22 protein-coding genes are annotated in these 23702 nt (G+C 40.8%); 11 read left to right on the forward strand and 11 right to left on the reverse strand.

Going from position 1 to position 23702, the window contains the following annotated elements; genetic code table 11:
- Positions 1-10: 10 nt before the first annotated feature.
- Complete coding sequence (gene feoB, locus F935_RS14105; protein WP_016139510.1) at positions 11-1864, reverse strand: ferrous iron transporter B; 1854 nt, start codon at positions 1862-1864, stop codon at positions 11-13.
- Entirely contained in the window at positions 1861-2124 is a 264-nt protein-coding gene (locus F935_RS14110; protein ID WP_035366538.1) for a FeoA family protein, read from the reverse strand. Before F935_RS14110 ends, feoB begins: the two co-directional genes overlap by 4 nt.
- A 143-nt stretch (positions 2125-2267) precedes the next feature.
- On the opposite strand from F935_RS14110, the gene xerD reads away from it, so the two are divergent.
- From xerD to thrC, 4 genes are all read left to right on the forward strand, one after another.
- A complete protein-coding gene (gene xerD / locus F935_RS14115) occupies positions 2268-3188 on the forward strand; it encodes a site-specific tyrosine recombinase XerD (protein WP_016139512.1) in 921 nt (306 codons plus the stop codon).
- 146 nt (positions 3189-3334) lie between these two features.
- Complete coding sequence (locus F935_RS14120) at positions 3335-4147, forward strand: DsbC family protein (protein WP_016139513.1); 813 nt, start codon at positions 3335-3337, stop codon at positions 4145-4147.
- 243 nt (positions 4148-4390) lie between these two features.
- A complete protein-coding gene (locus F935_RS14125; protein WP_016139514.1) occupies positions 4391-5692 on the forward strand; it encodes a homoserine dehydrogenase in 1302 nt (433 codons plus the stop codon).
- Positions 5693-5746: 54 nt separating this feature from the next.
- Complete coding sequence (gene thrC, locus F935_RS14130) at positions 5747-6886, forward strand: threonine synthase (RefSeq protein ID WP_016139515.1); 1140 nt, start codon at positions 5747-5749, stop codon at positions 6884-6886.
- A 106-nt stretch (positions 6887-6992) separates the two neighbouring features.
- On the opposite strand, the gene pbpG is transcribed toward thrC, so the two are convergent.
- A complete protein-coding gene (pbpG, locus tag F935_RS14135) occupies positions 6993-8039 on the reverse strand; it encodes a D-alanyl-D-alanine endopeptidase PBP7/8 (protein ID WP_016139516.1) in 1047 nt (348 codons plus the stop codon).
- A gap of 212 nt (positions 8040-8251) precedes the next feature.
- Between pbpG and F935_RS14140 the strand changes: the two genes are divergently transcribed.
- From F935_RS14140 to F935_RS14150, 3 genes are read left to right on the forward strand one after another with little or no spacing between them, the layout of a single operon-like run.
- Positions 8252-8887 carry a response regulator transcription factor GacA gene (locus F935_RS14140; RefSeq protein WP_003654436.1) on the forward strand — a complete coding sequence of 212 codons (636 nt, stop codon included), beginning with the start codon at positions 8252-8254 and terminating at the stop codon, positions 8885-8887.
- Between the two features lie 10 nt (positions 8888-8897).
- On the forward strand, positions 8898-10466 hold the full coding sequence (locus F935_RS14145; protein WP_016139517.1) for a sensor histidine kinase: 1569 nt from the start codon (positions 8898-8900) through the stop codon (positions 10464-10466).
- Positions 10467-10490: 24 nt separating this feature from the next.
- The gene (locus F935_RS14150) at positions 10491-11909 is read left to right on the forward strand and encodes a sigma-54-dependent transcriptional regulator (protein ID WP_016139518.1); all 1419 of its coding nucleotides are present in this window, start codon (positions 10491-10493) and stop codon (positions 11907-11909) included.
- Between the two features lie 3 nt (positions 11910-11912).
- On the opposite strand, the gene F935_RS14155 is transcribed toward F935_RS14150, so the two are convergent.
- The 4 genes from F935_RS14155 to lptF all read right to left on the reverse strand — a co-directional run bounded on the left by F935_RS14155 (position 11913) and on the right by lptF (position 16957).
- A complete protein-coding gene (locus F935_RS14155; protein WP_016139519.1) occupies positions 11913-13097 on the reverse strand; it encodes a S41 family peptidase in 1185 nt (394 codons plus the stop codon).
- A 15-nt stretch (positions 13098-13112) separates the two neighbouring features.
- Complete coding sequence (gpmI, locus tag F935_RS14160) at positions 13113-14660, reverse strand: 2,3-bisphosphoglycerate-independent phosphoglycerate mutase (protein ID WP_016139520.1); 1548 nt, start codon at positions 14658-14660, stop codon at positions 13113-13115.
- A gap of 126 nt (positions 14661-14786) precedes the next feature.
- A complete protein-coding gene (gene lptG / locus F935_RS14165; protein WP_016139521.1) occupies positions 14787-15857 on the reverse strand; it encodes an LPS export ABC transporter permease LptG in 1071 nt (356 codons plus the stop codon).
- Positions 15857-16957 carry an LPS export ABC transporter permease LptF gene (gene lptF / locus F935_RS14170; RefSeq protein ID WP_035366311.1) on the reverse strand — a complete coding sequence of 367 codons (1101 nt, stop codon included), beginning with the start codon at positions 16955-16957 and terminating at the stop codon, positions 15857-15859. The genes lptG and lptF overlap by 1 nt, the downstream gene beginning before the upstream one ends.
- Before the next feature lie 143 nt (positions 16958-17100).
- On the opposite strand from lptF, the gene F935_RS14175 reads away from it, so the two are divergent.
- From F935_RS14175 to F935_RS14190, 4 genes are all read left to right on the forward strand, one after another.
- Positions 17101-18549, forward strand: a complete 1449-nt coding sequence (locus F935_RS14175) for a leucyl aminopeptidase (protein ID WP_016139523.1) — start codon at positions 17101-17103, stop codon at positions 18547-18549.
- A complete protein-coding gene (locus F935_RS14180; RefSeq protein ID WP_016139524.1) occupies positions 18542-18949 on the forward strand; it encodes a DNA polymerase III subunit chi in 408 nt (135 codons plus the stop codon). The genes F935_RS14175 and F935_RS14180 overlap by 8 nt, the downstream gene beginning before the upstream one ends.
- A 37-nt stretch (positions 18950-18986) precedes the next feature.
- Positions 18987-19625 carry a cell division protein BlhA gene (locus F935_RS14185; RefSeq protein ID WP_016139525.1) on the forward strand — a complete coding sequence of 213 codons (639 nt, stop codon included), beginning with the start codon at positions 18987-18989 and terminating at the stop codon, positions 19623-19625.
- Between the two features lie 132 nt (positions 19626-19757).
- On the forward strand, positions 19758-19976 hold the full coding sequence (locus tag F935_RS14190; RefSeq protein ID WP_016139526.1) for a hypothetical protein: 219 nt from the start codon (positions 19758-19760) through the stop codon (positions 19974-19976).
- Positions 19977-20037: 61 nt separating this feature from the next.
- On the opposite strand, the gene F935_RS14195 is transcribed toward F935_RS14190, so the two are convergent.
- From F935_RS14195 to nrdR, 4 genes are read right to left on the reverse strand one after another with little or no spacing between them, the layout of a single operon-like run.
- A complete protein-coding gene (locus F935_RS14195; RefSeq protein ID WP_005301612.1) occupies positions 20038-20697 on the reverse strand; it encodes a riboflavin synthase in 660 nt (219 codons plus the stop codon).
- 43 nt (positions 20698-20740) lie between these two features.
- Positions 20741-22033: a DNA adenine methylase gene (locus tag F935_RS14200; protein ID WP_016139527.1), complete on the reverse strand. Its 1293-nt coding sequence runs from the start codon at positions 22031-22033 to the stop codon at positions 20741-20743.
- The gene (gene ribD, locus F935_RS14205; RefSeq protein ID WP_016139528.1) at positions 22030-23115 is read right to left on the reverse strand and encodes a bifunctional diaminohydroxyphosphoribosylaminopyrimidine deaminase/5-amino-6-(5-phosphoribosylamino)uracil reductase RibD; all 1086 of its coding nucleotides are present in this window, start codon (positions 23113-23115) and stop codon (positions 22030-22032) included. Before ribD ends, F935_RS14200 begins: the two co-directional genes overlap by 4 nt.
- A 15-nt stretch (positions 23116-23130) precedes the next feature.
- Positions 23131-23589: a transcriptional regulator NrdR gene (gene nrdR, locus F935_RS14210; protein ID WP_003654416.1), complete on the reverse strand. Its 459-nt coding sequence runs from the start codon at positions 23587-23589 to the stop codon at positions 23131-23133.
- Positions 23590-23702 lie beyond the last annotated feature (113 nt).

Raw genomic sequence — 23702 nt, forward strand, 5'->3', positions numbered from 1 at the left:
CTTTCTTGCCTTAACCCCAATAGTGGGAAGCAATTTGATAGGTAACAAACGATGCCAAATAAGCTAAACCGAACAGATAGGCAGTCATGACAGCAACATGTTTCCATGAACCTGTTTCACGGCGTACTGTTGCCAATGTAGCTAAACAATGTGGGGCATAAATGAACCACACTAAAAGCGATAATCCTGTGGCCAAAGACCAGCCCGAGCCATCTGCACTAATCAGATGTGACAAACCTTGAGCTACCGCATCGTCACTCGTTGCAGACAAGGCATAAACCGTACCTAATGCTGCAACCACAACTTCACGCGCTGCCATAGCTGGAATCAAAGCAATACAGATTTGCCAGTTAAAACCAATTGGAGCAAATAAAGGTTGAATAAGGTGTCCAAGCATACCGGCAAAACTATAATCAATAGCAGGTAATGTCGCCCCTTCTGGTGGCTGTGGGAACGTACACAAAAACCAGAGCAAAATAGAGAGCGCAAAAATGATTCCGCCGACGCGTTTCAAGAAGATCTTTGCACGGTCCAGCAAACCGATTCCCACACTTTTTAAATCAGGGAAACGATAACTCGGCAGCTCTAGCAATAAGGCATGTTGAGACTTATCTTTTTGGAAGAATTTCATTAAAAATGAAACACAAAGCGCACTCACAATACCAGCCATATATAGGCCAAATAGCACCAGACCTTGTAGGTTGAAAATACCCCAGACCATTTTCTCTGGAATAAATGCAGCAATCAGCAAGGCATATACAGGTAAACGTGCTGAACAGGTCATTAATGGCGCAACCATAATGGTCGTAAAGCGATCACGAGGGTCACTAATACTACGCGTTGCCATGATTCCCGGTACTGCACAGGCAAAGCTTGAAAGTAAAGGAATAAAAGCTCGCCCACTTAAACCAGCTTGGAACATTAACTTATCAAGCAAGAATGCTGCACGCGGTAAATAGCCCGATTCTTCTAATACCAAAATGAAGAAGAACAAGATTAAAATTTGTGGCAAGAACACAACTACGCCACCTGCACCCGCAATAATTCCGTCAACAACCAAACTATGCAGTAGTGGCTGTGTAATCACAGTTCCCACCACTTCGCCCAACCAGCCGAAGAAGCCTTCAATGCCATCCATGAACGGAGCTGCCCAAGCAAAAACGGCCTGAAACACAATAAACATCATGAGGGCAAGGCTAAGCAGACCTAAAACTGGGTGTAGGAAAATTCGATCTAGAAAATCAGTACGCTTATCGCCCTGCTCAACATAATGAACAACATCTTTAAAAACCATATCGATTTTTTGATGATGAGTTCCAGTCAAACCACTCAGTTCAGTCTGTGGCACACTGTATTTTTCTTGATCAAGAGCATGTAATAAATTTTCAATGCCCGCATTACGAACAGCAACTGTTTCAACGACTGGTACACCCAAACGTTGAGACAACTTTTGAGTATTAATTTGAATGCCGCGACGACGCGCTTCATCCATCATATTCAGTACAAGTAAAATCGGACGGCCAAGCTCGATCATTTCGAGCACCAATCCTAAATGCAATTTTAAGTTAGTCGCATCAACCACACACAAAAAGGCATCTTGCTGACCCTCTTCGGCAATCTTACCCAAGCAAACATCACGGGTAATAACTTCATCAGGACTGGTTGCATTTAGACTATATGTACCCGGTAAATCGAGTACACGTACTGCTCGGCCTGAAGGTAACTGAAAATGACCTACTTTACGCTCGACTGTTACGCCCGCATAGTTTGCGACTTTTTGTCGAGTTCCAGTTAGGTGATTAAAAAGAGAGGTTTTACCACAGTTCGGGTTTCCCACAAGGGCAATACGTAACGCATCACTCATGCGGGTACTCCTTCTGCTACTTGAATTTCGATTTTTTCCGCTTCTGCTTTACGTAAAGCGAAACGAGTAAAGCCAATTTGGATCAAGATCGGATCACCACCAAAAATACCCTTGGTAATCACTTCCACTCGTGTGCCCGGCACAAAGCCCAGACTCTCCAAACGAATTGCGACCAAATCTTGCTGCTCGGACTCTACCGATATCCGATTCACTTTGGTGATGGTCGCCGCTTGCTTCACTTTTAAAGCTGATAAACGCACCGCATCCGATCCTAAACCTTTTTTTCTAGTATACATATAAATGAGAATAATTACCAAATAAGGTTAAATTTCACTTCTTATTTAGTTTCATCGACAAACCTTAAAGTTTCTTTTACAGTACAGAGGTTTAGAGGATCTAGTGTATGTTAAATAAGAAACCGCGTATTCCAAGCCCTGTTCAAATTCCTGAACATTTAAGCTTTTTACAAGGTTTCCGCGACTATCTTGTTGCCCAGACGGTAAGTCCACATACACGAAATGCTTATTTATCAGACCTCATTCAATGCAGCGAACTTCATAAAAAAACAGCTCTTCCACAGTGGACAAGTAATGACATCGCAGATGTTCTAATTGAACTGACAAAAGCAGGAAAAAGCCCTCGCTCGATTGCCCGCTGCCTATCTGCCCTACGTCAATTTTACAAATTTTTACGTGAACAGAAGTTACGTAGTGACAATCCTGTAGCAACCCATCATTCTCCAAAAATTGGACGAGCATTACCTAAAGATCTATCTGAAGAAGATGTAAATTCACTGATTCATGCGCCAGATATCAATACAGCACTTGGCTTACGTGACCGAGCAATGTTTGAAGTACTTTATGCATGTGGCTTACGTGTTTCAGAGCTACTTAACTTGCGACTGGAACTCATTAATTTAAAGCAAGGCTATTTACGAGTTACTGGTAAAGGCAATAAAGAGCGATTGGTCCCGTTAGGACAAATTGCCTGTGAATGGGTAGAACGCTATTTAAGTAATGCTCGGCCTCAACTCTACAAAAGCTCGACTGACTATCTTTTTTTGACCCAACATGGTGGGATTATGAGTCGTCAGAACTTTTGGTATGCCATTAAACGCTATGCGCTTCAAGCCAATATTCAAGCTGAACTCTCACCTCACACTTTACGTCACGCCTTTGCAACACATCTGCTCAATCATGGTGCTGACTTACGCGTAGTGCAAATGTTACTGGGTCATAGCGATTTATCTACAACTCAAATCTATACGCATGTTGCACAAGTACGCATGCAACAATTGCATGAAAAACATCACCCTAGAGGATGATAAAACTTTAAAGTTCCAGACAAGCATTCCATATCAATCATTTGATTTCGTTCACAAAGGTTAAGAAAGTTTTAACAATAAACGTTAGATTTTTTGTTATGCTTAGCAACTTCTGACTATAAATACTGATGAAATAAGGGTTATCTATGTCTTTTACCCGCTCTCAAATTTTTCTTGCCTGCACGCTGGCATCTAGCCTTTTATTCAGTGCTTGTTCTAAAGAAAACAAACCACAAAAAGAAGATGCGCTCACAGCGACTGCACCTGCTACTGGGGAAGCTTCAACCATTATCGAACGTAATGATAAGCAGCGTTTGATCGAAACTTTGCAGAAACAATTTAAGAATGCAAATATCAATGCCAAAATTTTAGATATCAAGCCGACTGAAGTTCCTAATTTGTATTGGGTAAATCTCGAAGGGATGACCTCGGTTTATACGACCAGTGATGGAAAATATTTAATTCAGGGTGATGTCATCCGATTAGGAGGCAAAGAGCTTCATAATATTGGAGATAATCTTCAAGCTTCAGAAAATAAAAAGCATCTTGCGGCTTTAAAAAATGAAGATCTGATTGTCTATCCTGCAAAAGGTAAAGCTAAACACGTGATTTATGTGTTTACCGATGCAAGTTGTCCTTATTGCCATAAACTACATGAGCACATACCTGAAATTAATGAAAAGGGTATTGAAGTACGCTATATCGCTTGGCCACGTGGTGAGCAATTTATGCCGACTATGGAAGCTGTATGGTGTAGCGCAGATCGCAAAGCTGCCTTTAGCCAAGCAGTACAAGGTGTCAACATTCCACCTGCTCAATGTAAAAACCCTGTTCGAGAGCAATATCAACTTGGCTTAAACATGGGTGTAAATGGTACACCTGCTATTTATAATGTTGATGGCGAGTACTTGGGTGGATATTTAACACCAGATGAATTAATTAAACGTCTGGATAAATAATCTACTCAAAATTGATGAATGATTAATCATCTATCTCTTATAAAAAGCGCTGCTCTCATTGCAGCGCTTTGTTTTTTCAACAAATAATGCTTTACGTATCAGTGTTTAAAGACTGATCTACTCTTCTTTTCCAAACATCGCACTCTAATTCATTGAACAGGCACTAAAAGCGCTAGAGTCTGGCGTTTTTTTTAGCTATGATCTAGCTTCAACTAAATGATTAAATGATGAATGGAGTGTGACGTGAAACCAGTTCGCCTGGCAATACTCGGTCTAGGAACCGTAGGTGGAGGAGCCCTTAAACTACTACAAGAAAATGCCGCTGAAATTAAACGTCGCACCGGTCGAGAAATTCAAATTACCCACGTTGGAACACGTCGTCCTCGTCCAGATCTCGAACTGGAAGGGATTAAACAAAGCGCAGATTTACTTGATATCGTTCGTCAACCAGACGTTGATATGGTTGTGGAAGTGATGGGTGGTATTCATCCTGCCTATGAAATCATCATGGAAGCGATCAAACACGGCAAACAAGTCGTGACTGCAAATAAAGCTTTACTCGCTGAACATGGCAATGAATTATTTAAAGCAGCTGAAGACAATGCTGTACAAATTGCCTATGAAGCAGCAGTTGCTGGCGGTATTCCAATTATTAAAGTCATCCGCGAAGGCCTTGCTGCAAACCATATTCAATGGTTGGCAGGCATCATTAATGGTACAGGCAACTTTATTCTGACCGAAATGCGTGAGAAAGGCCGTGCATTTGATGATGTATTAAAAGAAGCTCAAGAATTGGGTTATGCAGAAGCAGATCCAACTTTTGACGTTGAAGGTATTGATGCTGCGCACAAACTTACAATTTTAGCGTCTTGTGCTTTTGGTATTCCTCTTCAATTCGATAAGGTCTATACCGAAGGTATTAGCAAAATTACCGCACAAGATGTGAAATATGCCGAAGAGCTCGGTTTCCGCATTAAACACCTCGGAATTGCACGTCGTGCTGAAAAGGGTATTGAATTACGTGTTCACCCAACACTCATTCCAGATGAGCAGCTTATTGCAAATGTAAACGGCGTTAAAAATGCTGTTTTAGTTCAAGCTCATGCTGTAGGCCCTACACTTTATTATGGCGCTGGTGCTGGTGCTGGTCCAACAGCGTCTGCTGTTGTTGCCGATGTAATTGATATTGTCCGCGACATCTCTTATACCGAAGACGGTGCTGGGACAATTCCTCAGTTGGCTTTTGAAGCATTAACAAATGTGCCAATTTTAAGTCGTGAAGAAATGACCACAGGTTATTACATCCGCTTAAATGCAGAAGACCAAACAGGCGTACTTGCAGATGTTACTACCATCTTAAGCCGCGCTGGAATTAGTATTGATGCCATCATGCAACAATCCCGTTTAAAAGACCTTATTCCAATCGTGATTCTGACCGATCCAATCGTTGAATCTAAAATGGATGAGGCTCTTGCACAAATCCAAGCATTACCTGCTATTCGTGGCGAAATCGTAAGAATTCGTTTAGAATCGCTCGATAGTTAATCAGGTTGAGGGAAAGATTCCCTCTCCCGCTTCACCTCTAATTGGAACACCATCATGTCTAATGCCAATCGTTATACTGGTCTTGTAGATCGTTATCGTGACCGTTTGCCAGTTTCGGCAACTACTCGTGCTATCTCTTTGGGTGAAGGCAACACCCCACTCATTAAACTAGAGAATATTCCACGTATTATTGGCAAAGATGTTGAAATTTATGTGAAATATGAGGGTTTAAACCCAACTGGTTCATTTAAAGACCGTGGTATGACCATGGCTGTAACCAAAGCGGTTGAAGACGGCTCTAAAGCGATTATCTGTGCATCTACTGGTAACACTTCTGCTGCTGCTGCTGCCTATGCTGCACGTGCAGGTATCAAAGCATTTGTTTTGATTCCAGAAGGCAAAATTGCGATGGGTAAAATGGCGCAAGCAATGATGTATGGTGCGATCACTATGCAAATCCGTGGTAACTTCGATGATGGTATGCGTCTTGTAAAAGAAGTTGCTGATCAAGCGCCAGTAACGATTGTAAACTCAATCAACCCTTACCGTTTGCAAGGTCAAAAAACCATTGCTTATGAAATCGTTGAGGCTTTAGGCCGTGCACCTGATTATCACTGCTTACCTGTAGGTAACGCAGGTAACATCACAGCTCACTGGATGGGTTATACCGAAGCGGTAGCAAATCAACCTGCTGATCAGTTTGAACAAGTGATTTATGATGCAGCTACTGATCAATTCACTGGTCCAAAACCTGAAGGTTTACCAACAATGGTTGGTTACCAAGCTTCTGGCGCAGCTCCATTCTTACGTGGCGCTCCAGTTGAAAATCCAGAAACAGTTGCAACTGCAATTCGTATTGGTAATCCACAAAGCTGGAACCATGCAAAAGCTGTAGTACGCGACTCTAAAGGCTGGTTCGATGAACTTCAAGACAGCGAAATTTTAGAAGCTCAACGCTTACTTTCTATGTATGAAGGTGTATTTGTTGAGCCTGCATCTGCTGCTTCTATTGGCGGTGCGATTCGTGACATTAAAGCAGGTAAAATTGCTGAAGGTTCTGTAATTGTATGTACAGTAACTGGTAATGGCTTGAAAGATCCTGACACTGCAATCAAACAATGTGCTGATGCAGTTATGTTGTCAATTGATGCAACAATGAGCCAAGTAAAAGATTCGATTTTATCTAATATGTAAAATCTGAGTTTTCATAAAACGGCTGTTCAATACAGCCGTTTTTTTATGTCTTTTTTATAGTCATAAAAAAACGCTTCTTGAGAGAAGCGTTTTTAGAATAATTAAATTAAATACGTTTTGGTAAATTACTTAACCAACCCAATAGATTAGTTGCATCATTATTACGTGCTTGCGAACTTGGTTCACCAAGCAATACAATCACGGCTGGACGCGAGTTTACAGTCGTATGCATCACAACACAGCGACCTGCTTCATTGATATAACCTGTTTTAGACAAGTTAATGTTCCAACCACCATTACGCACTAGAGCATTAGTATTGTTAGATTTCAACACTCGATAACCCAAGTTAAAGTCATAAGTTGGTGTAGTTGAGAATTGACGAATCAAACCATACTGAGAAGCTGTACTCGCCAAGATTCCTAGGTCACGCGCAGAAGATACATTACGCGGATCTAAACCTGTTGACTCATAATAATGGGTTGCGTTCATACCTAAAGAACGTGCTTTAGAATTCATTGCAGCTACGAATGCAGGACGACCACCTGGATAAGTACGCGCTAAAGCCGCCGCTGCAGGGTTTTCAGACTTCATTAAAGCAAACAATAACACTTCTGCACGGTTCATTTTATCGCCAACACGCAGTGTTGAACTTGAATTTTTACCGTTTGCCCCAGCAAAATCAATTTGCTCAAGCATAATTTCTTCTGACATGTTTAAACGAGCATCTGCTGTTACCACTGCTGTCATCAACTTGGTAATAGATGCAATTGGCACTGAAGCGTTCGTATTTTTACTAAATAATACTTCACCAGTTTGCGCGTCCATCACCAATGCGGCACGAGCACTTACACTCGGCTGGGCATTGTAGCCAGAGGTATCACGGATTTGAGCAAATTTTGGTGCAGATGCCACAACCTTGGGTGCATTACCACCACGTAAAGTTGTAGTTACAGATGTTGACCCTTGTATAGTTGGCTCATCATCTTCATCATTCAAAAGTTGACTAGCGTCAGCTGAAGACCAATTTAAACTTGCACTCCCACCACTCCCTGAGGACGGGTTATTGACGAGTTCTGCAAAGCTTGTTGAACTCAAACTAAGCAAAATAGACATGCTTAGCACATGCATTAAAGACTTTTTAGAATTTTTCACGGCACAATACTCGACTCAGGGTGATACACATTTGCGCTTACTATAATTATGCCTTACATTTGAGGTATAAGGTATAACGCTTTTACCGACACAATTGTGCACAACTATTCGCTCACTATATAAGAATAGGATTGCTAATTTTGTCATTCCATTGCAAGCTAATTTTGCTTTATGTAACAAAAAACTTGTTTTTTGAAAGAAAGGAGGTCTTCTTGATTACAGTTTTAGTTGTGGATGACCATGAACTTGTACGTACAGGCATCTGCCGTATGTTAGAAGATCATGCCGATGTAGAGGTCATTGGACAAGCCGAATCGGGTGAAGAAGCAATTGCTATTGTTCGTCAGAAACATCCTCAAGTTGTGCTGCTTGATGTCAACATGCCAGGCATCGGGGGCGTAGAAACGACACGCCGTTTACTACAAACCGCACCAGACACAAAAGTTATTGCTGTAAGTGGTTTATCAGAAGAACCATACCCTTCTCTTCTGCTTAAAGCAGGAGCTAAAGGCTATATCACTAAAGGTGCTCCAATTACAGAAATGGTTCGGGCAATCAACAAAGTCATGCAAGGCGGCAAATACTTCAGTGCCGATATTGCTGAGCAGTTGGCGAGTTCATATCTATCGGACACACAGCAGTCGCCTTTTGACGCTCTATCCGAACGAGAAATGCAAGTTGCAATGATGGTTGTAAATTGTATTAGCGCTCAGGAAATTGCGGACAAACTTTTTGTAAGTGTTAAAACGGTCAATACTTACCGCTACCGTATTTTTGAAAAACTCGCCATCGATAGCGACGTTAAATTAACTCATCTTGCGATCCGTTATGGTCTGATCAAGCCGTAATCAAACTTATATGCCATTTCCCTTAAACTCTTCGTTGTCCAATACGATTTTTCGTTTGGGCACGTGGTATGGTTTATATCGTCTTATTATTGCGGTTAGCCTCAATATTATTTTGGTTTTAACCGATGCTCAAATCGACAATAGTATACAACAACCCGCTTTATATTCTTACACACTGCTAGGCTATTCCATATTAAGCCTTCTTCAGCTTTTGTGTTTTAAGTTTGTTGCAACTCAAGCAACAAAGCAGCTTATTTTATTTTTTGTAGTCGATGTTATCTGCCTGAGTTTACTTACATTTTCTGTAGGTGAACCAAATCTACAACTCAGCTTGCTGTATGTTATTGCTATATTTACTTCGGCAATTTTACTCAGCGCAAGAATGTCTTTACTCATTACATTACTTGCGGTCATTGCGATTATTTACCAACGTTTTGTCGGTAGTTTATTTGACTACAATAATCTAAATACGATTGGTAATAGCGCCTTATTAGCCTTCTTATTTTTTGTGGTGCATGGCATTGGGCAAATTGCAGTACAGCGCTTTAAACTACTTGAAGCGCTGACTTTCCACCAATCCATAGAACTCTATCAACTACAAAATATTAACCGCTATATTTTGGAACAAATTGAAGAAGGCTATTTGGTTCTAGATGAAAACTACGACATTGTTCTAAGTAATCCAGCAGCCTGCTCCCTGTTAGGGATTCCACCACAATTTGCCAGTGAAAAATATCCTTTAGCGAAATGGCATCCCGATTTATTTGAAATTCTTAAGTTTGATAACCTACAAGAAGGCGATCGATTTATTTTTGAGTCTCGACTATCGGCCTATTCTATTAACATTAAAGTGCAACATCTTGTAGTGCCGCAACAAGCATTGACGCTACTCATCTTACAAGATGCACAGCAGATTAATCAGCAAGCTCAACAACTCAAACTTGCTGCCTTAGGGCAACTTTCAGCCAGCATTGCGCATGAAATCCGTAACCCGCTAGCAGCAATTGTTCAGGCAAATGAATTATTTAAAGATAGTGATTTAGAACAGCAAAATATTTTACGTCGTATGATTGGTAAGCAAACAAAACGCATCGATAGTATTGTTCAAGACACCTTAGGACTGGCCAGCAGCGAAAGAACTTACCCAATCCAGATTGAATTAAACAATTTCATAAAGATGTTATTAGACGAAGATTTATTAGATGTTAAACACTCTATACAGCTTAAAATTTCTGATTCATCCTTAAAATTATTATTTGATGAGAAACAACTCAGACAGGTGCTCATTAACCTTGTCAGAAATGCTTTACGCCATAATGCGCCCGATTCACCCCATGTTCTGATCAACATTCATTCACAAACAAATAAAATCTATATTGATGTGATCGATTACGGCGAAGGGGTTTCAAAACGTGATATATCTCAACTATTTAAACCATTTTTTAGTACCGAAATTAATGGAACTGGTTTAGGATTATATTTGTCTCATAGTTTTTGTGAGGCAAACCATGCAAAGCTCACTTATGTAGAGCAAAAACAAGGGGCATGCTTCCGAATGGAATGCCCAATAATATATTGATTTTTTTATTAGGTTTTTGGGGAAATGGCAGAACAGCAACCACTGGTTTTGCTTGTAGACGATGAAGAAGATTTGTGCCTTTTAATGCAAATGACTCTTGCACGAATGGGGATTAAAACACATCTTGCTTATCGGGTTGAACAGGCCAAACAACTCTTTACTCAGTTTCATTATGATGCTTGCTTAACCGATTTAAACCTACCCGATGGTAGCGGTTTAGAATTGGTTAAACACGTATCTCAAACTTACCCACACACACCAATTGCAGTTTTAACTGCATACGGCAATATGGATATTGCAATTGCAGCGTTAAAGGCAGGAGCTTTTGACTTTGTAAGTAAACCTATTAACCAAATTCATTTAGATCAGTTATTAAAAAAAGCGCTTAACCAGCCAAAACCAGAGCATGAGTTTGGTGAAACCACTTTGGAAAATGACCTATTAATTGGTCGTTCTCCTCCAATACAAAACTTACGAACAGCTATTAAAAAAATAGCCCGCTCTCAAGCTCCTGTATTTGTTACAGGTGAGTCTGGTACAGGTAAAGAGGTTGTTGCTAATCTTATTCACCGCTTGAGTAATCGCAGCGAAGGTCCGTTTATTGCGATTAACTGTGGCGCAATTCCAACCGAGCTCATGGAAAGTGAACTTTTTGGACATAAAAAAGGCAGTTTTACTGGAGCGACCCAAGACAAACAAGGCCTTATTTTGTCTGCTCATGGTGGCAGTTTATTTTTAGATGAAATTGCCGAATTACCATTAACTATGCAGGTTAAATTGCTTCGGGCAGTGCAAGAGAAGAAAATTCGTCCAGTAGGTTCAGATCAGGAAATTGATGTTGATTTTCGAGTAATCAGCGCCAGCCACCAAGATTTAGATTTGTTAGTCCGCCAAGGCAAATTCCGTCAGGACTTATTTTTCCGTATTCATGTGATGGATATCATGTTGCCCCCACTACGTGAACGCAGTGGCGATATTTTGTTATTAGCCAATCATTTTATTCAAAAAGTTTGTATGGAATGGGAAATTCCAAGCAAACAATTAACCACGACTGCTGAAACTTATTTATTGCAGCAAGATTTCCCGGGTAATGTTCGTGAATTAAGAAATATGATTGAACGAGCTATTACTTTAAGTGATGATGAATGTATTGATTTAACGCATCTAGCACCCCTTCTCAGAGGCAGTAGTGTTAACTCTCAAATCACCACTAAACCAGAGAATGAGGCATCAACTGCGATTACTCATGCCCGACCAAAATTACCACTGGAAGGCCTAGAACGCTACTTAGAAAATATTGAAAAAGATCTTCTATTGAACGCACTGGACATGACACATTGGAACAGGACTTTAGCAGCTAAAAAGCTAGGAATGACCTTTCGCTCTTTACGCTATCGACTGAAAAAGTTTGGCTTAGATACCGAATTGGGAGAAGAAGTATAAAAACTACTTTTTCTTTAGAAATAAATCTGCAACACGATCTAAATAGACGTCTTCTTTCATTTCTGGGGGCAAAGGATAGCTCTGATTAGGCTGAATACCTTGCCCTTCAATCATATTGCCATTTGGTGTGTAATAGTGTGAGACGGTCATTTGTAGTGCCGCACCACTTGGCAAAGGAAATAGTTTTTGCACGACTCCTTTTCCATAACTTTTCTCGCCCATGACCCACGCACGCTGGTGTTCTTTCATGGCCGCAGTAAAAACTTCGGCTGCCGATGCAGAGCGATGATTAATTAATATACCTAATTTTATATTCTGAAATTCATTGCCGGGCAGAGCCTGAAATTGCTGATTACCTTCCGAACGGCTTTTAGTTGAAACAATAATTCCATTATTTAAAAATAAATCTGCCGACTCGACTGCTGCCGATAACAATCCACCCGGATTGTTTCGCAAATCGATTAAAACAGCTTTTAAACGTGGTGAACTATTTTCTTCAATTAACCGTTTAATTTCATTTGCCGTGTCTTGCTGGAATACTCTAATTTTGAGTACTAAAACCTGATTATGTAGCATTACAGGTTCTATATCGGTTTCTATTTTTTTATTACGAACTAAGTTAATGTTTCCACTTAACTCTTCTGCTTGTACTTGCAGCGTACTTCCGATAGAGCCATAAAGTAGCCCGAGCACCTGATCTTGGTTTAAATTTTTTAAATCTTGGTTATCAATCTTGAGAATTGTCTGCCCATTTCTCAAACCTAACTTGTATGAATCTGAACCCGTTTTAAGATCACGAATCATCCATTTATGGAGATGCAATTCAGGGCTTAAAGCAAAATCAACCGAGGCAAGGTCACCTTCGGTATATTGAATGAGTTGACGATATTCTTCTGCTGACAAATAACGCGAATAACGATCTAGCCCACTCACTAGCCCTTTAATAGCTTGTTGAAATAAGGCATCGTCAGACTTCACGTCGACATAGTTATCTCGAACAATTCCATAGATTTGTACAAACTGTTGAATCGATTCGATCGGCACCTCTGCATAACTATGTTCCGGCTCTTCCGAATCCGAATGCAAAGGTGACAATTTCTCTTTTACAACTGGCGCTGCAAAAGCAAATTGGCTGCAACACAGCAACATACTTACAATAAGTTTTTTATATTTAATGTGTTGCAGCATCCAATCACCTTTGGTTTATGCAGATAATGTAATCAGGTTACGTCCTTGCATTTCAGCAGGAACAGGAATCTGCATTAAATTGAGAATTGTCGGTGCTACATCGGCAAGCACACCACCTTCTGCAATTGTTGCTTGTGTTGGGCCAACATAAATAAACGGTACAAGTTCCGTTGTATGTTGAGTATGAACTTGACCACTCTCGTAGTCTTGCATCTGTTCAACGTTACCATGGTCAGCAGTAATCAACATATGGCCTTTCTTTGCCATAACCGCTTCATAGACACGTCCTAGGCAAAGGTCGACTGCTTCAACGGCTTTAACAGCCGCATCAAAAATACCTGTATGCCCTACCATATCACCATTGGCATAGTTCACAACCAATAAATCGTACTCACCAGAATTAATGGCTTTAACCAATTCATCAGTTACTTCATAAGCACTCATTTCAGGCTTAAGATCATATGTCGCAACGTTTGGAGATGGAATCAAAATACGTTTCTCACCCGGATATTCATCTTCACGTCCACCACTAAAGAAGAACGTTACATGCGCATATTTTTCAGTTTCGGCAATACGTAACTGAGTCTTTCCAAGAGAAGATAGATATTCACCCAATGAATTTTTGAGAGCTTCTGGCATGTATGCAACTGGCGCATCAATGCTAGCCTGATAACGCGTAAGCATCACAAATTTAGAAAGATTTGGTACAACTTTACGCTCAAAACCTGCAAAATCTTTCTCTACAAATGCGCGAGTAATTTCACGAGCTCGGTCAGCACGAAAATTCATAAATACAACGCTATCACCGTCTTGGACTTTAGCAATATCACCAATGCGAGTCGCTTTTACAAACTCATCATTTTCATTGGCTGCATAAGCTAACTCTAACCCTTCCACTGCTGTTTGCGCAGTACGAAGTGCCTCACCTTCAGTTAACAAGCGATAAGCTTGCTCAACGCGATCCCAACGGTTGTCACGATCCATTGCAAAGTAGCGACCAATCATAGTTGCGATACGACCTTGACCTTGGTATTTAGCAAATAATGCATCTAGTTTTTCTAAGGACGATTGAGCACTACGTGGAGGTGTATCACGACCATCAAGGAAAGCATGTAAATAAACTTTTGCACCACGTTTTAATGCAAGCTCACACATCGCCACAATATGGTCTTCATGGGAGTGAACACCACCGTCTGAGAGCAGTCCCATAATATGAACGGCACCACCAGCAGCTTTAGCTTTTTCAACAGCGTCGATCAACACTTCATGTTTAAAAAAGTCGCCAGTACGAATATCTTTAGTAATACGGGTAAAGTCTTGATACAAGACACGACCAGCACCAAGGTTCATATGGCCAACTTCAGAGTTACCCATTTGCCCATCAGGTAAGCCAACATCTTCACCAGAACCAGAAATTAGACTATTTGGATGCTTTGCGGTCATTGCCGCTAAATTCGGTGTTTTTGCTGCAAGAAAAGCATTATCTTCAGTCGCTTCACGGTGTCCAACACCATCCATAATGACCAGAACGTGAGGGATCTTGCCAGCAGTTGCATCCGTCATAATCTATTTCTCTTTTGTCTACAATTTCGTCACAATATCTTACCGAATTTTCGGTCAAGACTCTATTTTTTCCTATGGCTTTCACCAATATCTACGATTGATGAAAACCATAAATATCAATTATTACTAGCGAGCGCGGTAAAGCAAATAACTTCCGGCACCAAACATTAAAAAGATAGGTACGAGTACAAACCATGCAGGAGATGGGGCATAAACCAAGCTGGCATAACCTAAGAAATCCTGTAAATAGTAGAAACTCAAACCAATAAACAATGCGATTACCAAGCGGAAACCCATCGATTGTTGGCGTAATGGCCCAAAAATAAATGAACATGCCACGAGAACCAAAGCGATCAACGAAAATGGTGAGGCAACTTTTTGCCAGAAAGCCAATTGATAGGTCTTTGGAACCTGACTATATTCATCCATATACCGCATGAAACTAATCAGCTGGCTTGGTGATAAATCTTCAGGATCTAAAGTCACCATGTGCACATATTTAGGCTGTAATGCTAAAGAAAGCGATTGCTCATCATGGTTAGTTTCGATGGCATTTCCTGCCGCCAAAATATCCATTTGTTCTGCTTTCTTCAAAGCCCATTGACCATCTTTTACGAACTGTCCTTGCTGAGCATTAATTAATGATTGCAAGTAATAGTTCTGGTCAAAATCGACCACTTGAATATCTTTTAAATTGCCCTGAGAGTTAGCATAGTCGATATAGATAAATCGCTGCCCTTCACGTGACCAATACCCTTTCACTTCGCCTAATGCAGCTATAGAGCGGTGACTTTTAACACTTTCTGCTTTTTCATTCGTATATGGAATAACCCATTCACTTAAGGCAAAAGACAAAATAATAAGCAGTAAAGCTGAGCGCATCACCCAACCGACAATACGCCATAAGCTAATACCAGCGGAGCGCATGACAATAAGTTCACTGCTAGTTGCTAGCGACCCTAAACCAATTACAGCACCAATCAAGGCAGAAATAGGCAAAATTTCATATAGATAACGAGGTGCTCCCCAGAACACATAGATGAGAGCTTGCCAAGCGTTATAGTCTGGTTTGAGCTCCCCCAACTCACCAAGGTACGTAAATAAGATCTGTAAAATCGACAAAACAACTGTGGTGCCAAACATTGCAAGCGCAGTGGTTTTCGTCACATATTTGGCGACTATTCGACGTGCTAACATTATAATTTCACTCGCTTGATCTGTTTCTTGATTTTTGGTGCCAACTTCTGTTTACGAGAAAATAAGGCAGCTGCAACGCCATAAACAACCAACACGGCAGGATAAGCCCAAATATCGAGTTCTTCTTTACTAATACGAGTCTTGATTGCAATCATTAATACGATCAGACTGGAAAAAATAAAAACTGCAGGAATAAGACGATAATAACGACCTTGTCTTGGACTCACTTCAGACAATGCTACTGAAAGCATCAAAGCGATAAGAATGGTGAATGGTCCAAACAAACGCCATCCCAATTCACTTCTTATGACTGGATCATTCGTTTTGGCAAAAAGTTTAGTCGTTGATAATGCTTCTACATCACCACTTTCAAACTTAACATCTTTGTCATTTTCTAAACGTAGACGATAAGACTGAAACTCGGCTTGTGTATATTTTGGTTGTCCCGGAAATATTTCATAACGGCGGCCTTGCACCAGGTCAACGACATTGGCTGTGTCATTTGCAACTTCTACACGAGTTGCTTCTTTTGCCAAGATCATGACATCTGGTTTGTCTTCTTTGGTCGCGCGTTGATAAAAGAAAATGTCTTTTAGATTTTTTCGATCTTCAGATAGTGAACCTGCATAAATCGTATAGGGTCCAGAAGAAATAAATTCTCTTGGGCGAACCAAATCGAAGCCTGTCCGAACCGCTTGGGTAGTGGTTAATTTTTCAAACTCACGCAATCCCCACGGCGTCATCCAGAGCATAAGCACAGACTGACACACCATATAAACAAGTGTCATTGGAATAAGTAGTCGCGCCAATTGATGACGGCTCACACCACTACCATTCAGGACTGCCATTTCATGGTCAACATATAGGCGACCAAACACCAACATTAAACCAATGAAAAAACCCAGTGGTAAAATGAGTGTTAGAAATTCAGGTAAACGATATCCAATGATGCTAAACAAGATACTGGCATCTAAACGCCCCTGCGCCGCCACACCAAAGTATTTGATCAGACGACCACCCATCATGATTAGGGTCAATAAGGAAATGACCACCAATGAGGTAGAGACAACTTGCTTGACGAGATAACGCCGAATAATCAAAGTAATACTTCCAAAAGGCTAATCGGGACGACTGCTAGTTTACCCGAATGTTAAAAATATAAAACCGCACATTGCAACGCTATGCTTGAAAGTGTTTCAATGTTTTAATTCATCATAACTTTCTATAGGCAATCACGACAGCCATGAAATTTACAACTTATACAACTTTCCCCGAACAGACATCTAATGAATCTTTGTGGGTTTTAGTTGATTCAGAACAGCTACAAAGCAACGTCAACGCATATCAAATCAATAACCTAGAAAGCGTTCTGAACGCTACCCAATTTAAAGGCAACTTCAATGAAACTCTGCCTGTATTTGGTCAGATTTCAAATCAGCCTCACAGCCAATTACTTGGCTTAGGAAAAACAGCCGAACTTCAGACGGTTAAATTAGCTAAACTTGCCCAAACAATTATCAAATCGACACAAAATAAATTTAAGCATATCGCAATTGATATTGCTGCGTTACCTGTCGAGCACCATTATTTATTTGCTTTAAGCTTAACTCAAGCAGCTTATGGTTATGATGAGTTTAAATCGAAAAAAAATGAATTTGTGTTACAACAGGTTGATTTAATTAGTTCAACAACTAGCCTAGATGAAAAACAACTGGCTTTAGTACATGCAGTACAGTCTGGACAGTCTTATGCACGAGACCTTGGCAACCGTCCGGGTAATATTTGTTTCCCAGAATATTTGGCTGAACAAGCTCTAGCTTTAGCAGCAGAATTCCCAGACTTACTTAAAGTAACTGTTTTAAATGAGCAACAAATGGCTGATTTAGGCATGTATGCTTTTCTTGCAGTCAGCAAAGGATCTGAACGTCCGGGCCGTATTGTAACGCTCGAATATCAAGCACAGATTGATCAAGCTCCGGTTGTTCTCGTTGGTAAAGGCGTAACTTTTGATACAGGCGGTATTTCTTTAAAACCAGGCCTTGGCATGGATGAAATGAAATTCGATATGTGCGGTGCAGCCTCTGTACTTGGAACCATTCGTGCACTATGCGAAGCGAAACTTCCTATTCATGTAGTTGGTGCAATTGCAGCAGCAGAAAATATGCCTTCTGGTAAAGCAACTCGTCCAGGTGACATTGTGACCACCATGAGCGGTCAAACTGTTGAAATTCTAAATACAGATGCTGAAGGCCGTTTAGTACTGTGTGACACATTGACCTATATCAAACGCTTCAATCCAGCAGTAGTGGTTGATATTGCGACCTTAACAGGTGCGTGTGTCGTCGCTTTAGGCAAAGTACTCAGTGGGTTATTCTCACCAGATGATGCTTTGGCAGCAGAGCTCCAACAAGCTGGTGAACAATCGTTTGACCGTGTATGGCGTATGCCAGTGATTGATGATTACCAAGAGTTGCTAGATTCACCATTTGCAGATATTGCGAACATCGGTGGACCATATGGCGGTGCGATTACGGCAGCATGTTTCCTTGAGCGCTTTACACGTGAATATCGTTGGGCTCATTTAGATGTAGCAGGAACGGCATGGCTTTCGGGTGCAGCTAAAGGTGCAACTGGTCGTCCAGTACCACTTCTCATGCAATTTCTAGCGAATCGTGTAAATACGAATGGCTAAAGTTAGTTTTTATCTGTTTGAAACCAGCGAAGAACGGCAAGTCGATAGTGCTTGCCGTTTATGTCGAAAAATATTACAGAAGCATCCTAAAATCTGGTGGTATTGCCCAGATGTGCAGCTACAACAGATTCTTGATGAAAGATTATGGGAATTCGACCCTGTCAGTTTCATTGCGCATGGTGTTGACCAGACTGATGCTGCTGTATGTATTTCGGCTAAACAACCGCTTGAACAAGGCCTGTTAGTATTTAATTTTAACAATCATGCACTTGAACAAGTTGATCATTTTAGCCACATTATAGAAATTGTTGAAAATAATGAAACAGCCAAGCAAATTGGTCGAGAAAAATTTAAAATGTATCGCCGTTTGGGTATAGAGCCGCGAACCTTTAAATTATAACGCGCTAAAATGTAAATACTGTTGATCAAGGAGAAACATGGTGGCATTAAATGTCGGGCAAGATTTTAAAAAAAGATGGTTAAATGCGCCTGAAGCTGTCCGTCATACCTATCAACAGGATTTGGCACGTATTTGCGACTTACTAGAACCTCAGACGCCTATTCAGCTTTGGGTTTTAAATGACGAAAAAGCGCAGTTAGAATCACAGCAAAAAATTGAACAAGCCTACGCAGATCTCAAAGCAGAACTTATTGAGCAAGCACGTATTCGTCGTCAACTTGCTTTAGAAAAAGCGCTTGCAGACAAACGTGCATCGGAAGCTGCCTATGCTGCGGAGTTGCAAGCAGATGAAATTCGCAAGTTTAATGAACAGACTGAAACATTACACACATTACGTAGTCATTTAGAACAAGAAGTTGCAGAGCAAACTGCACGTTATCAGAAAAACCCTGAAACACCAGCAGTCAATTACGCTGCTGGCGTAAAACTGAGTATTACCGATGATCAAATCTTATCTGAGCTTGAAAGTTTACGCATTCGTTTAGAACTTGAAGCTGAGAGCTTAATTGAACAGTCTGTAACGGCTTTCCGAGCCAAGCTAAATTCGGCAGCTCAAGAAGAAATAGATTATATTTTGAAGAATTCTAAGTTTTCTGATGAAAAAATAGAAAAGTAAACCTTTAAATCTTTTTCTTGTCATAAAAATGACACCTATATGTCACAAAATAGACATATAGATTATTCTTATAGATCAATTGATTATAAGAAAGAAAAGCTGAAATTTTAAGATAATTAATGAGGATAAGAGATGGACATTCTGCATCAGATTTCAAAGCAAGTTGAACAGCTTAATCAGGGTGAGCAATGGACATTTTCAGCACAAGAACTTTATATGAGTCATAATGACTTTAACTCTTTATCTATCTTACTCACACGAGAGTCAGAAAAAGGCGAATTTTCAATTACACACACCCAACATAATAAACCATGGGTCGGCACAAACTCGGTTACGCTAACCAAGCAATAAGTTTTCAAAATAAAAAAACCGGAACAAGTGTCCGGTTTTTTTATTTTAACGATCTAGCTTTTTATTTTAAAAAACCATTTTCAGCTAAAAAAGCCATACTAATATTTGACTCTGTTTTTTGTTCAGCAGCCTTATCACCTAGTAATAAACGCTCGATATAACGCGCTAAAACATCGACTTCAAGGTTTACTTTGCTGCCTACTTGCCATGTTCCAATGTTAGTACGCTCTGCTGTATGCGGAATTAGATTTAAACTTAAAATATTTCCACGTAAGTGATTAATCGTTAAACTAATACCATCTACAGTCACAGAACCTTTTTCTGCTAAATATTTAGCAAGTTCTGCGGGTGCCGTAACTTCATAATAGATTGAGCGAGCATCTTCACGTACTACAGTAATTTCACCCACGCCATCAACGTGACCACTTACAATGTGTCCACCAAAGCGTGTTGTCGGTAACATTGCCTTTTCAACATTGACACGTTGCCCAACTTTCCAGTTACCCAAAGTTGTTCGATTCAAGCTTTCACGAGAAACATCAGCTGCGTACCAGTTATCGCCCCATTCAATCACGGTGAGGCAAATTCCATTGGTCGCAATTGAGTCACCCAAATGTACATCTGACATATCCAGATCAGTCTGAATGCGTAAACGCACATCGCCACCTACGCTTTGCAGGCTTTCAACTTTTCCTAAACTTTCAATAATGCCTGTAAACATGGCTCAATCTCCAAATCTTTTTACACTGCTTAAATTGCAGCGCTTACCAAAGTGCGAGCTGTGTACTATTACCTGAAGTATCTACACCACCTAGCTCGGCGAAGTGGTAAAGCTGGCCTAATAACTGACGTAATGGTGGGCCCGACTTGGCATGAGTATCCGTAATCACAATAAACTCAAGCACGCGTGCGCGTTCAGACTGTCGCTGTTTACTTACTCGATAGCGTGGAACATCTTGTGTTAACAAGGTCACTTTGCCACGTTCCAGATTAGCCATAAGCAAATCTTTCGGCTCGATATTACCATCAGTTGAATAACTGGTCAGAATATAACGGGCATTGATGGTTGAAAGTAATTTTTCATACGCATCTTTCGCATATTTAGAAGAGTTATATGGACTCGGGCGCTCTTTACGCCACGCTCTATCAATTCCACTCTTATAACCTTTGGTATCTGGTGTCGGTAAATCGACCTGATCCCATAAAGTTAATGCATTTAAAACATGGTAATTACTACTATATGCGTGCTGGTTATATGGTGGATCGAGATAGGCAACATCGACTTCAAAACCACTCATTTGATTTGCTAGATGCTGTGAATCTACACACCACATTTCAGCAGCAGGACGCTTACGGTCACCAATCTCGCAAAAACGGCTTGGTGTTAACCAAAGCAATGACTCAATTCGTTCTAATGCAGTTTGAGTACGTCCGCCCCACCCTTGGTGAAAGCTTTTAAATACACCGCTGGTATTACTGACAAAACTTGCTGAATAGAGTAATGGCGCAAGCAAAGCACTCATCTCTACATCATTAATTGCGCCTTGAGATTGCCATGTGGCAATCTGCTGGCGAATCGCATCGATACGCATACCATTACGGCGTTTAAAGAACAAACGGTCACGAGCTGGATCATAAATATCATCGTTACGTGGGCAAAGGTTATGTGTTACCCAGCCTTTAACTTCAGGTAAGCGATTTAAATAATCGATTGCCTTCTGATAACCACCCAACTCTTTAAAAGCAGGTGCATCGGTACAAGCTAAAATCGCATGATTTAATGCATGACTATAAGGTTCCCAGTCATTTGCAATCACACGGTAACCATTTTGACGCGCCAAACGAGATACGACACCACTGCCGGCAAAGAAATCGGCAAAAATCGGAGGATTCTTTTTCTTGCTATTCAGCGTCCCTGTAATTTCAAGGGCTTCTAAAATTAGATGGAGCAATCGGCGCTTGTTACCTAGGTAAGGAACAAGCTGATGGAAAAGATATTCGTCTGTCGTACGGGCCGCATGACGACGTTTGTGATAAACCGAAGACTCTGGATTCATACTTTCTCTTGCGTAGGGATTAACCTTAAGCGTATATCTTGATCAAGTTGTGTCACATCAAGAAGTGTAAAACGAAGTTGTTGTGCCATATATTCAAACTCTGCATTGAACATGGCTCTTGCACTTTTCCCCAAGAATGTCGGGGCAATATAACTGATCAACTCATCTACTAGACCTTCTTGTAAAAAGGCAGTAGATAAGGTCGCACCGGCTTCCACCAACACATCATAAATTTGATGTTGCTTAGAGAGGATCTGTAACAGCATTTTTAAAGGCTGAATTTCTAATTGTATCACGCCTAAATCGGCAAGTTCTTGACGATATGGCCCCATCACCATCACAGTTTCAGGGTTTTCTAAAATTTTAGCAGTGAGCGGCAAACGTCCCTGACGATCTAGAACAACTCGCTTTGGCTGAGCAACTGTCTCAATATCAATATGACTCAGTGAGCGCACATTAAGCTGACAATCATCTGCAATCACAGTTTCAATGCCTGTAATCACTGCGCCTGAAATGGCACGCCAATGCTGGACATCTTGACGTGCAACTGCACCGGTAATCCACTTCGATTCACCAGATGCCATTGCCGTACGTCCATCTAGGCTTGAAGCTACTTTTAAGCGTACATAAGGCATGCCCGTAGACATTGCCTTTAAGAAACCTTGATTTAATTTTTCTGCTAAATCTTCACAAATACCAACTTCTACTTCAATGCCGGCATTTTTCAAAATCTGAACGCCTTTACCTGCAACGAGCGGGTTTGGATCAGGACATGCTACCACTACTTTTTTAACTTGGGCTTTAACCAATGCTTCAGCACAAGGAGGAGTTCTCCCATAGTGTGCACATGGCTCTAGCGTCACATACGCTGTTGCACCTTGAGCTTGCTCGGCTGCCTGACGTAAGGCAAAAACCTCTGCGTGCGGTTGACCTGCTTTAGGATGAAAGCCCTCACCTATTAACTGATCATCTTTGACAATGACGCAACCAACATTTGGATTAGGCTTAGTCGAATATAGACCTCGTTTGGCAAGTTCAATAGCTTGCTGCATCCAATATTGATCTTTTTTCAACTCAGACATAAAAATCTCAAATAGTTATTGTTCACGTTGCTGCATTTGCTCAATTTGACGGCGAAAAGCTTCAACATCCTGAAAATCTTGATAAACAGAAGCAAATCGGACATAAGCGACATGGTCAAGTGCAAATAGGGATTGCATAACGACCTCACCAATTGTTCGAGACTTCACGTCACGCTCACCTAAACGGCGAATCTGCAATTGAATATCACTTAAAACAGTTTCGATCTGTTCTTGAGTGACCGGACGTTTTTGCAAAGCATGCATTAACGAACGGCGTAGCTTGGCCTCATCGAAAGGTTCATTTTTTCCATTCGATTTGATCACACGAGGCATTACCACTTCATAGCTTTCAAAAGTGGTAAAACGTTCACCGCAACTTACACACTCACGACGTCGACGAATCTGACAGCCTTCGGCGGCTAAACGTGAATCGATGACTTTACTATCTGCGGCGTTGCAAAATGGACAATGCATAGCGGATTTATAGGGTCGATTACTTTGACCTAGTGTAGCAAAATTTCTACACTTACAGAACCAGCATTCTATAAGACAAAAAAACAGTCCGAAGACTGTTTTTTTGATTGGAA

The organism is Acinetobacter calcoaceticus ANC 3811, assembly GCF_000399665.1.
Lineage (GTDB): Bacteria > Pseudomonadota > Gammaproteobacteria > Pseudomonadales > Moraxellaceae > Acinetobacter > Acinetobacter calcoaceticus_B.

What these genes read in the sequence shown, in the direction of transcription:
- feoB (WP_016139510.1), bottom strand. Translation starts at nt 1,864, where the DNA reads ATGAGTGATGCGTTACGTATTGCCCTTGTGGGAAACCCGAACTGTGGT.
- xerD (WP_016139512.1), top strand. Translation starts at nt 2,268, where the DNA reads ATGTTAAATAAGAAACCGCGTATTCCAAGCCCTGTTCAAATTCCTGAA.
- F935_RS14120 (WP_016139513.1), top strand. Translation starts at nt 3,335, where the DNA reads ATGTCTTTTACCCGCTCTCAAATTTTTCTTGCCTGCACGCTGGCATCT.
- thrC (WP_016139515.1), top strand. Translation starts at nt 5,747, where the DNA reads ATGTCTAATGCCAATCGTTATACTGGTCTTGTAGATCGTTATCGTGAC.
- F935_RS14145 (WP_016139517.1), top strand. Translation starts at nt 8,898, where the DNA reads ATGCCATTTCCCTTAAACTCTTCGTTGTCCAATACGATTTTTCGTTTG.
- F935_RS14150 (WP_016139518.1), top strand. Translation starts at nt 10,491, where the DNA reads ATGGCAGAACAGCAACCACTGGTTTTGCTTGTAGACGATGAAGAAGAT.
- F935_RS14155 (WP_016139519.1), bottom strand. Translation starts at nt 13,097, where the DNA reads ATGCTGCAACACATTAAATATAAAAAACTTATTGTAAGTATGTTGCTG.
- gpmI (WP_016139520.1), bottom strand. Translation starts at nt 14,660, where the DNA reads ATGACGGATGCAACTGCTGGCAAGATCCCTCACGTTCTGGTCATTATG.
- lptG (WP_016139521.1), bottom strand. Translation starts at nt 15,857, where the DNA reads ATGTTAGCACGTCGAATAGTCGCCAAATATGTGACGAAAACCACTGCG.
- F935_RS14175 (WP_016139523.1), top strand. Translation starts at nt 17,101, where the DNA reads ATGAAATTTACAACTTATACAACTTTCCCCGAACAGACATCTAATGAA.
- F935_RS14180 (WP_016139524.1), top strand. Translation starts at nt 18,542, where the DNA reads ATGGCTAAAGTTAGTTTTTATCTGTTTGAAACCAGCGAAGAACGGCAA.
- F935_RS14185 (WP_016139525.1), top strand. Translation starts at nt 18,987, where the DNA reads ATGGTGGCATTAAATGTCGGGCAAGATTTTAAAAAAAGATGGTTAAAT.
- F935_RS14190 (WP_016139526.1), top strand. Translation starts at nt 19,758, where the DNA reads ATGGACATTCTGCATCAGATTTCAAAGCAAGTTGAACAGCTTAATCAG.
- F935_RS14195 (WP_005301612.1), bottom strand. Translation starts at nt 20,697, where the DNA reads ATGTTTACAGGCATTATTGAAAGTTTAGGAAAAGTTGAAAGCCTGCAA.
- F935_RS14200 (WP_016139527.1), bottom strand. Translation starts at nt 22,033, where the DNA reads ATGAATCCAGAGTCTTCGGTTTATCACAAACGTCGTCATGCGGCCCGT.
- ribD (WP_016139528.1), bottom strand. Translation starts at nt 23,115, where the DNA reads ATGTCTGAGTTGAAAAAAGATCAATATTGGATGCAGCAAGCTATTGAA.
- nrdR (WP_003654416.1), bottom strand. Translation starts at nt 23,589, where the DNA reads ATGCATTGTCCATTTTGCAACGCCGCAGATAGTAAAGTCATCGATTCA.